Here is a 13,917-nt window from a genome sequence, read left to right as displayed (position 1 = left end):
GACCTGCGCGCGAAGCACATCACGGGCAAGGCAGCGGAAGCGGCGCTGGGCGCGGCACACATCACGGTGAACAAGAACGCGATCCCGAACGATCCGGAAAAGCCGTTCGTGACGAGCGGGATTCGTCTGGGCTCGCCGGCGATGACGACGCGCGGCTTCGGCCCGGCGGAAGCGGAGCAGGTCGGCAACCTGATCGCCGATGTGCTGGAAGCGCCGGAAGATGCGGCGACGATCGAGCGCGTGCGTGGTCGGGTCGCGGAGTTGACCAAGCGTTTCCCGGTCTACGGCTGACACGCGGCAGCAGGTTCGACCGCCAACGCGGTTGAACCTCGTCGGTTCCGAAGCGACGTAAAAAAACCGGCTCGCGCAACCGCGAGCCGGTTTTTTGCGCTTTTGCGCTGTGTGCGAATCGATGTCGCGTCACACGGTCGGATCGACGTTCGCCTCGAGCTCGCGAATGCGCTCGTCATTACGCGCGTCCTTGAGCATCGGCGGCCCGGCGAAGGTCTTTCGCACTCCGAAGCCGTACCAGATCACCATCAGTACCGCCACGAACGCGACGAGCACGTAGAGCACCTTCTCGTTCGGCGGCTGGATGCCGACATAGGCGAGCACGCAGGCGCCCACCAGCGCGAGGAGCGCGCACGGCTTCGACCAGATGCCCAGCTGGAACGGGCCCTTTTCGGTCCACGTGCGCCCTTCGGCGAGCATCCCCGAGCCGATCGGCATCGCATACGAGATGAACAGGAACACGGCGCTGCCCGCGCTCAACACCGAGAACGCGTCGCCATACAGCGTGACGACGATCGCGAGCACCGCGCACGTCCAGATCGCGGGCCCGGGCGTCCGATGGTTGTGATTCACGCTGCGCAGCAGCTTCGATGCCGGCAGCCCGCCGTCGCGCGCGAACGCGTACATCATGCGCGACGTCGACATGATCGCGGCGAGCCCGCACACGTAGTTGATGAAGAACATCGCGAGCTCGAGGCACACGCGCAACGTCTTCGGGATCGGCGCGAGGATGGCCTCGAAGAAGCCGGTGCCCTGTTTCATCGCGGCGGTCATGTCCGGCATGACCAGCACGAACGCGCACACCATCACGTAGCCGAACGCCGCGGACCAGAACACCGAGCCGATGATGCCGCGCGGCACGTTCTTCGCCGCGTCGTGCGTTTCTTCAGACGTGTGCGCGGATGCGTCGAAGCCCGTGATCGTATAGGTCACCAGCAGCAGGCCGGACAGGAACGCGAGCGGCGTGGTCTGCTTTGGCCATGCGCCGCCGTCGACGCCCGTGTAATTGGTGAAGGTGACGAGTCGATGCAGGTCGAACGCGACCGGCGAGTAGACCAGCAGCGACACGACCAGCGCGATCGTCACGACGAAGATCAGATAGCCGGACAGGTCGGTGATCTTGCTCGCGATCCTGATGCCGCGTGCGTTCAGGATTGCCTGCGAAAGGGTGATGATCGCGATGAACGCGGTCTGGTGCCACCAGGTCAGGCTGTCCGGACTGACGCCGAACATCGGCGCGATCAGCGTCTTGAAGAACGGATCGTAGGTGCCGAAGTTGATCGCCGCGATCACGAAGACGAGGCCGATCAGGTTGAGCCAAGCGGTCAGCCATCCCCATTTCTTCCCGCCGAGGATCGCGCCCCAGTGATAGAGGCCGCCGGCGGTGGGGAACGCGGACGCGATCTGCGACATCGACACCGCGACGATCAGCGCGAACAGCGAGCCGAGCGGCCAGCCCAGGCCGATCGATGCGCCGCCTGCCGCGGAAAACGCCATCTGAAACGCGGTGATGCCGCCCGACAGGATGCAGATCACCGAAAACGACACGGCGAAGTTCGAGAAGCCGTTCATGCGTCTCGACAGCTCCTGCGCGTATCCCATCTTGTGGAGAAGGCTTACGTCACTGTCGGTGCCTGTATCAGGCTGGATTTTCGCGTCCATGTTCGCTCCGTCACGAATGTCCTGCGATGCAGGACCGTCATCGCTGCCCGGGCCCGGCACGGCGGCCCGCTCCTGGAATTCGTCGGCGGCACGCGACGCGATGCGTCGATGGCGGTCGCATGCCGAGCCGATACGGCAACGGTATGAAGCCAAATCTCGCGGCGATATCGGATTTCGGCAATGCGGCGAAACTCACGACGCATGCACCGTTCAGGGGCATCGAAAGGAGGTCGAAATTTTGTAAGAAATCCGTATGGATTGCAGCAGATCCGTCCTTGTCGAACATCGATACAGGGGAAAGGTGCCGCCCGGAGCGGCATCAACCCGCGTGGCGAAGCGGGTTGACGCGACGGGGGACTTCAGGAGACGGGGAGACGGACTGGGAACGATGCGGTATCGCATTCATTCTGGTCATTTGACGGTGCGACGCCCCGCGCGGTCGCCCACTGTACGGCAGGCTTCGTGCGCAAACGCGGGGGGCTTCGTTACATGCAGGCTGCGTTCAGACCGTTGCCGTGCGTCGCGCGGTCAGCTGTTGCCACAGCATGCCGGCGCGGCTTCCGCTGCGGCAATACGCGAGCACCGGCTTCGGCAGCGCATCGACCAGCGCACCGAATGCGTCGACTTCCGCGTCGCCGATCCGGCCGGGTTCGACCGGCAGATAGCGCGCGTCGAGGCCGAGTTCGCGCGCGGCGGCGGCGATTTCGTCGAAGGCCGGCTGATCGGCGCTTTCGCCGTCCGGCCGGTTGCAGATCACCGCGCGAAAGCCTGCGTTACGAATTGCCTTCAGGTCCGCCGGCGCGATTTGTCGCGATGCGGTGAACCCGGTCGCGGCCGCGGCCCGGCATTGTTCGAGCGCGCGCGCGAAACACGCGATCGCGAAGTCGACGTCCTGCTCGGTCGTGAAACGGCCGAAGCTGATGCGCACCGTGCGGCCCGCGGCCTGCGCATCGAGGCCGAGCGCGGTCAGCACGTGCGACGGTGCGCCGCTCGTCGAGTTGCACGCGGAGGTCGACGACACGGCGAGCGCGTCGCCGAGCATGAACGGGAAGAAGCCGGGTGCGTTGACCGTGAGGCTCAGCGTGTGTGGAATGCGGCGTGCCGCCGCCGCATTGTGCGTGATGTCGCCGAGCGCGAGCAGCGCGTCCTTCAGGCGTGCGCTGAGCGCCGCGATTCGCGCGGATTCGCGCTCGAGCTTTTCGGCGGCCAGCGCGCACGCGGTGCCCATTCCGACGATCTGGTGCGTCGCCAGCGTGCCCGAGCGCAGGCCGCGCTCGTGGCCGCCGCCGTGAATCTGCGGCGCGATGCGCTCGGCGATGTCGCGGCGCACGAACAGCGCGCCGATGCCCTTCGGGCCATACACCTTGTGCGCGGACATCGACAGCAGGTCGATGCCGAGCGCGCGCACGTCGATCGGCGTTTTGCCGAGTGCTTGCGCCGCGTCGACGTGCAGCAGCGCGCCGGCCGCGTGCACGACGCGCGAGATCGCGCCGATGTCGGTCAGCGTGCCGAGCTCGTTGTTCACGAGCATCAGCGACACGAGGCCCGTGTCGGGGCCGATCGCGGCGGCCACGGCATCGACGGTGATTTCGCCGTCGGCCGTGGGCGACAGGTAGGTCGCGGTCATGCCGCGCTTCGACAGGTTGGCCATCGTGTCCAGGATGGCCTTGTGCTCGAGGCGGCTCGTGATCAGGTGGCGTCTGTCGGTCGCGGTCTCCGCATAGCCTTTGAGCGCGAGGTTGTTCGATTCGGTGGCGCCCGAGGTCCAGACGATCTCGTCCGCATCCGCGCCGATCAGTGCGGCGACCTGCGCGCGCGCATGCTCCACTTTTTCCCTGGCCAGCCGGCCGGCGGCGTGCGAGCTCGATGCGGGATTGCCGAAGATGCCGTCGGCACCGAGGCAGGCCGTCATCGCTTCGATCACGCGGGGATCCGCGGGGGTGGTGGCCGCATAGTCGAGGTAGTGCAGCGCGGTGGTATCGCTCATGTCCTTCTCTGGCTCTTTCTTTTCGTGAGGGAGAAATGATACGAGGACGAGCGGGGAAAAAGGATCCAAAATGAGTCGGCTATTAGAAGATATGTGGAAAAACATTCCACGGAAGGCGATTTGAAGAGAATCGAATCCTGAGATCGTGCGTGCCGCCCGGCACCGCTCCGCCGATGTCCATGAGGGATTCCCCCGGTGAGGCACGCATCCGCGCCATTCCGCGCGTGGCGCCGCGCGTTGCGCGCTGCCCGCTGACGCTTCCCGCACCGATCGGCCGATTATTTGCGTTTCGCGAATGGCGCGTTCGCCGGTTGTTCCATACCCGATCCGCGTGCGCGCACCTATCGTTCGGGCGTCGGCTGATTGAATTCGACGCCTGCAACGGCAAAGGCGGCCGCCACTTCCTCGCGACACACGTCGCATCGCACATACAAGACAACGGACCGACTCATGCACGAACGCCTGCGGCGCGTGCAGGCGGACCGGTCCACGGAGACGGACATGAAAGCAAACGAGTGGGATACCTCCTATGAGTGGAAGGCGGTGACGCTGCTGGCGCTCGGTTTCGGGCTGGTCGGCCTCGACCGCTGGCTCATCGCGCCGCTGTTCCCTTCGATCATGAAGGACCTGCACCTGAGCGCGCAGGATGTCGGCAACTGCATCGGCGTGCTCGGCCTGTCGTGGGGCATCTTCGCGGCGCTGATGGGCGGCATTTCCGACAAGGTCGGGCGCCGCAAGGTCCTGATCCCGGCGATCATCGCGTTCTCGCTGCTGTCGGGCTTCTCGGGGCTCGCGGGCGGGCTGCTCGGACTCATCGCGATTCGCGGGTTGATGGGCGTCGCCGAAGGCTCGTTCTGCCCGACCAGCTTCGCGGCCACCGCCGACGCGTCGCATCCGCGGCGGCGCGGCCTGAACCTCGGGCTGCAGCAAAGCGGCTTCGCGCTGTTCGGGCTCGCGCTGTCGCCGATCATCGCGACGCAGCTGCTCAGCGTCGTGTCGTGGCGCTGGGTGTTCGCGCTCGTGGCGATTCCCGGGCTGATCCTCGGCGCGATCATGTTCTTCGTGATCCGCGAACCGAAGCGCGCGAAGGAGGTCGTGTCGGAACATGCACCGGCGTCGCTCGGCCATGTGCTGAAGAGCCGCAACATCCTCGTCGCGATGGCCGCGCTGTGCTGCGCGATGACCGGCGTGTTCGTGCTGGGCGCGCTGCTGCCGCTGTACCTGACGGATTACCTCGCGCTCGGCACGCAGAAGATGGGCCTGGTGGTGTCGGCGATCGGCTTCGGCGGCTTTCTCGGGCAGTTCGGGCTGCCGGGCCTGTCCGACCTGGTGGGCCGCCGCCTCGCGAGCATCGTCGGCTTTGCCGGCACGGCGGTGATGCTGTACGTTTTCCGAGGCCTGGGGCCGCAGCCGCTCGCTCTGTTCGCGGTGCTGTTCGTCGCGTCGTTCTTCACGCTCGGGCTGGTGTCGCTGCTGTCGGGCCCGGTGGCGACCGAAGCGGCGCCCGTCGGCCTCGTGTCGACGTCGATCGGCGTGGTGGTCGGTTGTGGCGAGATCTTCGGCGGCGGCATCGCGCCGGCGATGGGCGGCTACGTTGCCGCACACTTCGGTATCCAGAACATTCTGTGGTTGCCGATGGGCGCGGTGCTGCTCGGCATCGTGGTCAGCTTGCTGCTGCGGGAAACCGCGCCGGCCGTGCTGCAGCGTCGGATGAGCCTGCAGCCCGAGCTGTCGGCAGGCAAGCAGCCGTAACGTCTCGCGAGGTCACGCTCGCACGGACGCCCGGCGGGATTGACACCCGTCGGGTGACAGTGTGACGCGTTCGGCGTGACCCAACCGGCAGGCAGGTGCGGTTAGACTGCCGATTTGGGTTTCGGGAAGGGTGCGGCATGGACCGGTTTCTGAGCATCGAGGCATTCGTCAGGGTCGCGGAGGCGAGCAGTTTCGCGGAAGCGGCGCGGCAGCTTGGCGTCACCAGCTCGGTCGTGACGAACCGCATCCAGCAACTGGAGAAGTTCGTCAACGCGCCGCTGTTCCATCGCAGCACGCGCCACGTGCGCCTGTCCGAAGTGGGCGAGACCTTCTACCGCGAATGTGCCGAGGTCGTCGGGCGCGTCAACGAGCTGACCGACCAGATGCGCGAACTGCGCGCGACGCCCACCGGGCGGCTGCGCATCCAGATGCTGCCCGGTTTCGCGCTCGATCACTTCGGCGTGCCGCTCGCCGAATTCAATCGCCGCTATCCGGGCATCCAGCTCGACATCATCGTCAACGACCGCGTCGTGGACCCGGTCGAAGAAGGGTTCGACATCGCGTTCCAGATCTTTCCGCCGATCTCCGAATCGCTGATCGAGCGGCGCCTGTTCGTGGTGCGACGCCTGTTCTGCGCGTCGCCGGCCTACCTCGAAGCACATGGTGCGCCACAACATCCGCGCGAATTGCTGCAGCACACCACGGCACTGTATTCCGGCTATCCGTCGCGCAACCGCTGGACCCTGACACGCGGCGACGAGGTCGTCGAAATGGAATTGCCCGGCATGATCCGCTCGAACTCCGTGCACCTGCTGCGCGAGTACGCGCTGACGGGCGGCGGGGTCGTGTGCCTGCCCACGCTGGTCGCGAGCGACGCGCTCGTCGCGGGCCGGCTGGTGCCGATTCTTACCGATTACCAGATCGCGCCGTTGAGCTTCGCCGCCGTCTATCCCGCAACGCAGCGACAGGCGCTGAAGGTGAAGGCGCTGGTCGAATTCCTCGCGGAATACATCGGCGACGAATCGCCGTGGGACCGCCCACTGCTCGAGCGCGGCTGGGTTCGCTGAACGAAGCGATTATTCGCGAATCGCAAATGCCGTAGTCGCGGTCCGTTGCCTTGTTGACGGGCGCCCTTGCCCCTAGAGTTGAATCCAACAAGCAGTTCAACTCAGGAGACAGCAATGACCGACACGGCGTTCCACACCGTCTTTGGCTCGCTCGACAACCATGCCAGGGGCGAGATCGAAATCACCAGCGGCAGCGCAAAACATTACGCGTTCTCGAACGTCTTCGAGATCGCATCGAAGTCGGCTCCCTACGAAAAGGTCGTCGCCGGCAAGAACCTCGAATACGTGATCGAAGTGCTGCGCACGGATGGCCAGTCGCCGTGGTTCGCCTGCGCGCACGACGAATTCGTGATCCAGATGGATGGCGAAGTTCGCATCGATTTCATCAAGCTCGACAACCCGCCGACCACCGGCCGCGGCACCGTCAGCGCCGGCTCGCAGCCGGCGGGCCGCGAGATGGGCTACGTCGTCCTGCGCAAAGGGCATCAGGCATTGCTGCCGGCCGGCTGCGCGTATCGCTTCGCCGCCGGCAAGCCGGGCGTCGCGCTCGTGCAGACCGTGCTCGGCGAGCTGTCTGTCGAGAAGTGGGCCGACATCTGCCTGCACTGATCCATCCGAGCGCCCCGTTCAACGATTCCAGGAGACACGTTATGGCCACCCTCGAGACCCTCGAGCCTTCCGCGGGCTTTGCCGCCGATCTGGTGCAGGCGACGCAAGCCGATGCCGTCACCGGTTACCGCCGCTTCCGGCTTGGCGAGTTCGCGTTCCAGCGCGACGAATACTTCGTGAAGATCAGCTGGCCGGCGAAAGGCCAGACCCGCACGCACGCGATGCCCGCGGACGCATTCCTGCGCGCGATGATGCGCGACGTCGCGTGGGGCTTCTTCTACGGCTGGGTGAATTTCGATCATGTGTTCGGCACGCGCAATCACTACGGCAAGGTCGACGTCTACGCGGGCACGTTCAACGGCATCCTGAAGGAAGCGGGCGTCGACTACACCGAGACGTTCGAAACGCCGACGATCATGGCGACCTTCAAGGCGATGCTGCACGACTGGACCAACGAAGGTTTCGATCCGTTCGCGGCACCCGAGGAAACCGGCACGGCATTCGGGCGCAAGCACGGCGAGAACGGCGCGGCGATCGAGCGCACGCGGATTGCCACGCGCCGCATGCCGGGCCTCGAAGGCGATTCGCCGCTGCGCGACGCGCTGCCGGTCAACCGCGCGTTCCTCGACGTCGCGCAGGATGAGCCGGAAGTGCACGTGAAGCCTGGTTTCGAAGGTGAACTGCACGCGTTCAACCTCTTCAAGTACCTGTCGCGTTCGGACGTGACGTGGAATCCGTCGGTCACGTCGGTGTGCGGGCGCAGCCTGTTCTGTCCGACCACCGAGGAATTCATCCTGCCGGTGTTCCACGGCAACGACCGCGTCGAATGGTTCCTGCAGCTGTCCGACGAAATCGTGTGGGACATCGGCGACAAGAACACCGGCGCGCCGCGCGCGCGCATCACGATGCGGGCCGGCGACATCTGCGCGATGCCCGCCGACATCCGGCACCAGGGCTATTCGACGAAGCGCTCGATGCTGCTCGTCTGGGAAAACGCGACGCCGGACCTGCCGCAGCGATACGAGAGCGGTGAGCTGGCGCCGTATCCGATCGAGTTCTGAGCAGCACGCACTTCAGTAATACATCGAGGACGATTCATGCAAACCCAACTTTTCATCGACGGGCGCTTCGTCGACGCCGTCGACGGCGGCACGATCGACGTGCTGAATCCGCACGACGGCTCGCTGATCGCGAAGATCGCGGCCGCCACCGCGGCTGACGTGGATCTGGCGGTCGAAGCCGCGACCCGCGCGTTCCCGCAGTGGTCGGCGATGCCGGCGGCCGAACGCGGCCGGCTGCTGTTGCGCCTCGCCGACGCGATCGAAGCCAACGCCGAGGAACTCGCACAGCTCGAATCGCTGGACACCGGTCACCCGATCCGCGATTCGCGCGCGCTCGACGTGCCGCGCACGGCCGCATGCTTCCGCTACTTCGGCGGCATGGCCGACAAGCTGCAGGGTTCGGTGATTCCGGTCGAAACCGGCTTTCTGAATTATGTGCAGCGCGCGCCGATCGGCGTCGTCGGCCAGATCGTGCCGTGGAATTTTCCGCTGATGTTTACGAGCTGGAAAATGGGCCCGGCGCTGGCGGCCGGCAACACGGTCGTGCTCAAGCCGTCGGAGATCACGCCGTTGTCGACGCTGCGCATCGTCGAGCTGATGGCCGAGGTCGGCTTTCCGGCGGGCGTCGTCAATATCGTCCCCGGCTACGGTCATACGGCCGGCCAGCGTCTTGCCGAACACCCCGGTGTCGGGAAGATCGCGTTCACGGGTTCGACGGCGACCGGCCGCCGGATCGTCGACGCATCGCAGGGCAACCTGAAGCGCGTGCAGCTCGAACTGGGCGGCAAGGGCGCGAACATCGTGTTCGACGATGCAAACCTCGACGCCGCCATCAACGGCGCCGCGTGGGCGATCTTCCACAACCAGGGGCAGGCTTGCATCGCGGGCTCGCGTCTGGTGCTGCACGAACGCATCGCCGACGCATTTCTCGAGCGCTTCGTGTCGTTGGCGTCGTCGATCCGCGTCGGCAACCCACTTGATCCGGATACCGAAATGGGTCCGCTGACGTCGAAGCAGCATCTCGACCGCGTGCTGTCGTTCGTCGACGTCGCGCGCGAGCAGGGCGGCCGCGTGCTCGCGGGCGGCAGTCCGCCGCAGGATGCCGCGCTCGCCAACGGCTACTACGTGCGCCCGACGGTCATCGAAGCGAAGAGCGCCGCCGATCGCATCGCGCAGGAGGAAGTGTTCGGTCCGTTCGTGACCGTGCTGCGCTTCGGCAGCGACGAGGAAGCGCTGTCGATTGCCAACGCGACCGAATACGGGCTCGGCAGCGGCCTGTGGACCAACGATCTTTCCCGCGCCCACAAGATGGCGGCGCGAATCGATGCGGGCATGTGCTGGATCAACTGCTACAAGCGCGTCAATCCGGGCAGCCCGTTCGGCGGCATCGGCAAGTCGGGCTACGGCCGCGAGATGGGCTTCGAGGCGATGCACGACTACACGGAAGCGCGCTCGGTGTGGGTCAATGTCGACGGCAACGTGCCGCCGCACTTCAAGCGTTGAGGTCGCGATGGAGCGCTTCGTCTATCAGGGAACGCCGTCGCGCGTCGTGTTCGAGTGGGGCGCGCTCGAACGGCTGCCGGACGAGTTGTCCGCGCTCGGCGCGCAGCGGGCGCTGATTTTGTCGACGCCGGAACAGCAGCCGCTCGCCGAGCGGGTCAGGAGCGTGCTCGGCGAGCGCGCGGCCGGCGTATGCGCGCAAGCCGTGATGCACGTGCCGGTCGAGGTTGCGAGGGCCGCGCGCGAGATGGCCGCCGAACTGGGCGCGGATTGTTGCGTCGCGATCGGCGGCGGCTCGACGATCGGGCTCGGCAAGGCGATCGCGCTCGAGTCGTCGCTGCCGATCCTCGCCGTGCCGACCACTTACGCGGGCTCGGAGATGACGCCGATCTTCGGGCTCACGGAAGGCCGCCTCAAGCGCACCGGGCGCGATGCGCGCGTGCTGCCGCGCACGGTGCTCTACGATCCGTCGCTGACGCTCTCGCTGCCGCCGGGGATTTCGGCGGCGTCGGGCGTCAATGCGATGGCGCACGCGGTCGAGGCGCTCTACGCGGAAGATGCGAACCCGGTGATCAGCCTGATGGCGGAGGAATCGATCCGTGCGCTCGGCGAGGCGCTGCCCGCGATCGTTCGTGATCCGGACGATCGTGAGATGCGTAGCCGTGCGCTGTATGGCGCATGGCTTGCCGGCACGTGTCTCGGCTCGGTCGGCATGGCGTTGCATCACAAGCTGTGTCATACGCTCGGCGGCACCTTCAACCTGCCGCATGCACAGACGCACGCCGCGATGTTGCCGCATACCGCACACTACAACCATGCCGCGGCCCCCGACGCGCTGCGCCGTGCCGCGCGGGCGCTGGGCGGCACCGACGCGGCCGACGCCGGCCCGCTGTTGTTTCGCTTGAACCGGCAACTGGGCCTGTCGCCGGCGCTTGCCGACATCGGGATGCCGGAAGCGGGCCTCGACGAAGCCGCCGACCTCGCCTGCCGCAATCCCTATGCGAATCCGCGGCCGATCGAACGCGCGCCGATTCGCGAATTGCTTCAGCATGCGTGGCAAGGGCGCGAGCCGCATTGAGCGGCCGGCTGCATGACAGGAGACGAACGTGACTAATGAGCTTCATGACGACGGCGATACGCGGCTGACCGAGCAGGTCGTTGCCAGCTTCGACGGTACGCCGAACCCGCGCCTGCGCGTGCTGATGCAGAGCCTCGTGCGGCATCTGCATGCGTTCGTCCGCGAAACGGAGTTGACCGAGGCCGAATGGATGGCCGCGATTCGCTTCCTGACCGAAACCGGGCAGATGTGCGACGACGTCGTGCGCCAGGAATTCATCCTGCTGTCCGACACGCTGGGCGTGTCGATGCTGGTCGATGCGATCAACCATCGCTTCGCCACCGGCGCGACGGAAACGACCGTATTCGGCCCGTTCTACATCGAAGGCATGCCCGAGCGCGCGTATGGCGAGAACATGGCGTTGACGCCAGGCACACCCGTCGTCGTGCATGGCCGCGTGCTCGACACCGACGGCGCGCCGGTGCGCGACGCCGTGCTCGACGTGTGGCAGACGGCGGAAAACGGCATGTATTCCGGGCAGGACACCGCGCAGCCGCACGGCAACCTGCGCGGCCGCTATCGCACCGACGCCGAAGGCCGTTACGCGATCACGACCATTCTGCCGGTCAGCTACCCGATTCCGACCGACGGCCCGGTCGGGAAGATGCTCGATGCCACCGGCCGTCATCCGTGGCGGCCCGCGCATCTGCACTTCATGATCGACGCGCCGGGCTACCGCAAGCTCGTCACGCACCTGTTCGACGAGGAGGATGTGTATCTGAAGTCGGATGCCGTCTTCGGCGTGAAGCCGTCGCTGATGGTGGCCTATCGTCCGCGTGCGGCGGACGATGAACTCGCGCGTCGGTTCGGGATGAGCGGTGCGTACCGCGAAGCGACGTACGACTTCGTGCTCGACCGGAGCTGACCGACATGGCGCGATTCTTTGCGGTGTTTGCGACCGACCAGCCCGGCATGCGCGAAGTGCGCGACCGCGTGCGGTCCACGCATCGGACCTACCTGCGCTCCGCCGCGCAGCACGGCGTCTATGTGCGGCTCGGCGGCCCGACGCTCAATCCGCAGGGCGATGCGATGAACGGCACGTTGCTCGTCGTCGAAGCCGACGACATCGATGCGGTGATGCAGTTCGTCGGCAACGATCCGTACGTGAAGGAGGGGTTGTTCTCGCGCGTGGAGGTACGACCGTGGGACTGGAGCCTCGGCAATCCCGAACGGAGAGCGTGAATCATGGGTGCCGCTCGACTCTGCCGCTTCTCCGACGTGCCGGACGGCGGGGCACACGTCGTCGACGAAGCGCGCATCGGGCGCCCTGTCGTCGTCGTGCGGCGCGGGGAGCAGGTGTGGGCTTACGTGAATCGTTGCCCGCATTTCTCGGTTCCGCTCGATTTCGTGCCGGGCAACGTTTCCTGCTATCGGTCCCAGGTGCTGATGTGCGCGCATCACAGCGCGTTGTTCCGGTTCGACGATGGCGTGTGCATCGACGGGCCATGTTCGGGTGCCGGGCTGGAAGCCGTGGCCGTCGAGGTGGATTCGGCGGCGTGGGTGATTTGTCGCAGCGCCTGATTCTGAAGGCCGGATTGCGCGACTGGATACGGGCCGCGCTGTAATCGAATGACGCGGGATGAAATCGGCAATAAACTGGATTTCATCCGCTCCATTCAATCAGTAAAGCTAATCAAGTAACCATTTTCACGACCCGGATGAATTCGAAGCCGGGCCGGGGAAATCGTTGTTTCACGAAGAATCGGACGAGTGCCCGATTCCCATCGACAAAAAAGACGGAGACACAATGAAACTCAGGTTTGGAGCAGTCGCGATGCTTGCCATCGCGCCGGTTGCGTACGCGCAGAGCAGCGTGACCATGTTCGGCTTGATCGACAGTGGCATCTCGTATGTCAGCAACGAGGGCGGTGGAAAGAACGTCAAGTTCGACGACGGCATCTTTACGCCGAACCTGTTCGGCTTGCGCGGCACGGAAGATCTCGGCGGCGGATATCACGCGACGTTCGCGCTCGTGAACCAGTTCTCGATGGCGAACGGCAGCATCGTCGGCACCGGCATCTTCGGGCGCAACGCATACGTGGGCATCGAGAGCGACCGGTTCGGCAGCGTCAGGCTGGGGAATCAATACGACTTCATGGTCGATTCCCTGTTTGCGAGGGGCAACGCGATCTCGATGGATCTGACGGGGCTGTACGGGTTCAGGAACGGCCCGTTCCAGCGTCTCGCGCTGCCGGGCAATCCGACCGGCGCATTCGACTGGGACCGCACGGCGGGCAGCAAGCCGGTTGCGAATTCCGTCAAATACAGTTCGCCGACGATTGCCGGGTTTTCCGGGGGCGCGATGTATGCGTTCGGTGGCGTGGCGGGTTCCGTCGGTGCCGACAATACCGTGAGCGCCGGGCTGAACTACGAAGTCGGAGCGTTGGGTATCGGTGCGGCCTATACGAACGAGAAGTATGGTCCGGCGCCCGGCACGCCGTCGACCAGTGTGCGCAACTGGGGCATTGGAATGCACTACGACTTCGGCGCGGTGACCGCGAAGGCGTTGCTGACCACCGTGCGCAATTCGTTCAACGACGCGGGCGTGTGGATGGCCGAAGCCGGTGGCGTATGGCGCGTCAGGCCGGACATCTTTCTCGGCGCGAAATACATGTACATGAAGGGCAACGAAGCCGTGAACGACAACCATGCGCATCAGGTCAGCGTCGCGCTTCAATACTTGTTGTCGAAGCGGACGATGGTTTACGTGTCGGCGGATTATCAGCGTGCGAACAGCGGAGCCAACGCACAGATCAACGGCGTGCTCGATCCGAACGGGGCGTCGAGTTCGGCGAGTCAGGCCGTGGCGCGCGTCGGCGTGCACACGATGTTCTGACGGCGTGCCGGGCGGGCCGTGCGTCAAGGTCCGCC

General features: G+C 65.7%; 12 protein-coding genes and 1 pseudogene. 11 read left to right on the top strand and 2 right to left on the bottom strand.

Going from position 1 to position 13,917, the window contains the following annotated elements; translation table 11 throughout:
• Nucleotides 1-291, top strand: a pseudogene (gene glyA, locus HW466_RS19050) (serine hydroxymethyltransferase); the annotation flags it as partial.
• 129 nt (nt 292-420) lie between these two features.
• Here glyA and HW466_RS19045 read toward each other — a convergent pair.
• Nucleotides 421-1,953, bottom strand: a complete 1,533-nt coding sequence (locus tag HW466_RS19045; RefSeq protein WP_059543038.1) for an amino acid permease — start codon at nt 1,951-1,953, stop codon at nt 421-423.
• 502 nt (nt 1,954-2,455) lie between these two features.
• Nucleotides 2,456-3,940, bottom strand: coding sequence for an aminotransferase class V-fold PLP-dependent enzyme (locus tag HW466_RS19040; protein WP_069228453.1), 1,485 nt, complete (start codon nt 3,938-3,940; stop codon nt 2,456-2,458).
• 501 nt (nt 3,941-4,441) lie between these two features.
• Between HW466_RS19040 and HW466_RS19035 the strand changes: the two genes are divergently transcribed.
• The 10 genes from HW466_RS19035 (at nt 4,442) to HW466_RS18990 (ending at nt 13,882) form a co-directional block, all read left to right on the top strand.
• A complete protein-coding gene (locus HW466_RS19035) occupies nt 4,442-5,692 on the top strand; it encodes an MFS transporter (RefSeq protein ID WP_059504078.1) in 1,251 nt (416 codons plus the stop codon).
• A gap of 137 nt (nt 5,693-5,829) precedes the next feature.
• Nucleotides 5,830-6,759: a LysR family transcriptional regulator gene (locus HW466_RS19030; protein ID WP_038740855.1), complete on the top strand. Its 930-nt coding sequence runs from the start codon at nt 5,830-5,832 to the stop codon at nt 6,757-6,759.
• 114 nt (nt 6,760-6,873) lie between these two features.
• Nucleotides 6,874-7,368: a cupin domain-containing protein gene (locus HW466_RS19025; RefSeq protein WP_059543007.1), complete on the top strand. Its 495-nt coding sequence runs from the start codon at nt 6,874-6,876 to the stop codon at nt 7,366-7,368.
• Between the two features lie 41 nt (nt 7,369-7,409).
• On the top strand, nt 7,410-8,429 hold the full coding sequence (locus HW466_RS19020) for a hypothetical protein (RefSeq protein WP_059543005.1): 1,020 nt from the start codon (nt 7,410-7,412) through the stop codon (nt 8,427-8,429).
• 36 nt (nt 8,430-8,465) lie between these two features.
• The gene (locus HW466_RS19015) at nt 8,466-9,932 is read left to right on the top strand and encodes an aldehyde dehydrogenase family protein (RefSeq protein WP_059448057.1); all 1,467 of its coding nucleotides are present in this window, start codon (nt 8,466-8,468) and stop codon (nt 9,930-9,932) included.
• A 7-nt stretch (nt 9,933-9,939) separates the two neighbouring features.
• Nucleotides 9,940-11,007: a maleylacetate reductase gene (locus tag HW466_RS19010; protein WP_151002986.1), complete on the top strand. Its 1,068-nt coding sequence runs from the start codon at nt 9,940-9,942 to the stop codon at nt 11,005-11,007.
• Between the two features lie 28 nt (nt 11,008-11,035).
• Entirely contained in the window at nt 11,036-11,911 is an 876-nt protein-coding gene (locus tag HW466_RS19005; protein ID WP_151002988.1) for an intradiol ring-cleavage dioxygenase, read from the top strand.
• A 5-nt stretch (nt 11,912-11,916) separates the two neighbouring features.
• On the top strand, nt 11,917-12,228 hold the full coding sequence (locus HW466_RS19000; protein ID WP_151002990.1) for a YciI family protein: 312 nt from the start codon (nt 11,917-11,919) through the stop codon (nt 12,226-12,228).
• A gap of 3 nt (nt 12,229-12,231) precedes the next feature.
• Nucleotides 12,232-12,567, top strand: coding sequence for a Rieske (2Fe-2S) protein (locus HW466_RS18995; RefSeq protein WP_059448053.1), 336 nt, complete (start codon nt 12,232-12,234; stop codon nt 12,565-12,567).
• A gap of 226 nt (nt 12,568-12,793) precedes the next feature.
• Complete coding sequence (locus tag HW466_RS18990; RefSeq protein WP_151002992.1) at nt 12,794-13,882, top strand: porin; 1,089 nt, start codon at nt 12,794-12,796, stop codon at nt 13,880-13,882.
• Nucleotides 13,883-13,917: the final 35 nt, after the last annotated feature.

The sequence above is a fragment of the Burkholderia territorii genome (genome assembly GCF_902833055.1).
In the GTDB taxonomy this organism is placed as follows: domain Bacteria; phylum Pseudomonadota; class Gammaproteobacteria; order Burkholderiales; family Burkholderiaceae; genus Burkholderia; species Burkholderia territorii.
The sequence above is the reverse complement of the archived record's forward strand: the minus strand, read 5'-3'. Positions and strand labels throughout refer to the sequence as shown.

Excerpts from the sequence above, each read along its gene's own strand:
- HW466_RS19030 (WP_038740855.1), top strand. The coding sequence starts at position 5,830 with ATGGACCGGTTTCTGAGCATCGAGGCATTCGTCAGGGTCGCGGAGGCG.
- HW466_RS19000 (WP_151002990.1), top strand. The coding sequence starts at position 11,917 with ATGGCGCGATTCTTTGCGGTGTTTGCGACCGACCAGCCCGGCATGCGC.
- HW466_RS18995 (WP_059448053.1), top strand. The coding sequence starts at position 12,232 with ATGGGTGCCGCTCGACTCTGCCGCTTCTCCGACGTGCCGGACGGCGGG.
- HW466_RS19040 (WP_069228453.1), bottom strand. The coding sequence starts at position 3,940 with ATGAGCGATACCACCGCGCTGCACTACCTCGACTATGCGGCCACCACC.
- HW466_RS19015 (WP_059448057.1), top strand. The coding sequence starts at position 8,466 with ATGCAAACCCAACTTTTCATCGACGGGCGCTTCGTCGACGCCGTCGAC.
- HW466_RS19045 (WP_059543038.1), bottom strand. The coding sequence starts at position 1,953 with ATGGACGCGAAAATCCAGCCTGATACAGGCACCGACAGTGACGTAAGC.
- HW466_RS19020 (WP_059543005.1), top strand. The coding sequence starts at position 7,410 with ATGGCCACCCTCGAGACCCTCGAGCCTTCCGCGGGCTTTGCCGCCGAT.
- HW466_RS19010 (WP_151002986.1), top strand. The coding sequence starts at position 9,940 with ATGGAGCGCTTCGTCTATCAGGGAACGCCGTCGCGCGTCGTGTTCGAG.
- HW466_RS19035 (WP_059504078.1), top strand. The coding sequence starts at position 4,442 with ATGAAAGCAAACGAGTGGGATACCTCCTATGAGTGGAAGGCGGTGACG.
- HW466_RS18990 (WP_151002992.1), top strand. The coding sequence starts at position 12,794 with ATGAAACTCAGGTTTGGAGCAGTCGCGATGCTTGCCATCGCGCCGGTT.
- HW466_RS19025 (WP_059543007.1), top strand. The coding sequence starts at position 6,874 with ATGACCGACACGGCGTTCCACACCGTCTTTGGCTCGCTCGACAACCAT.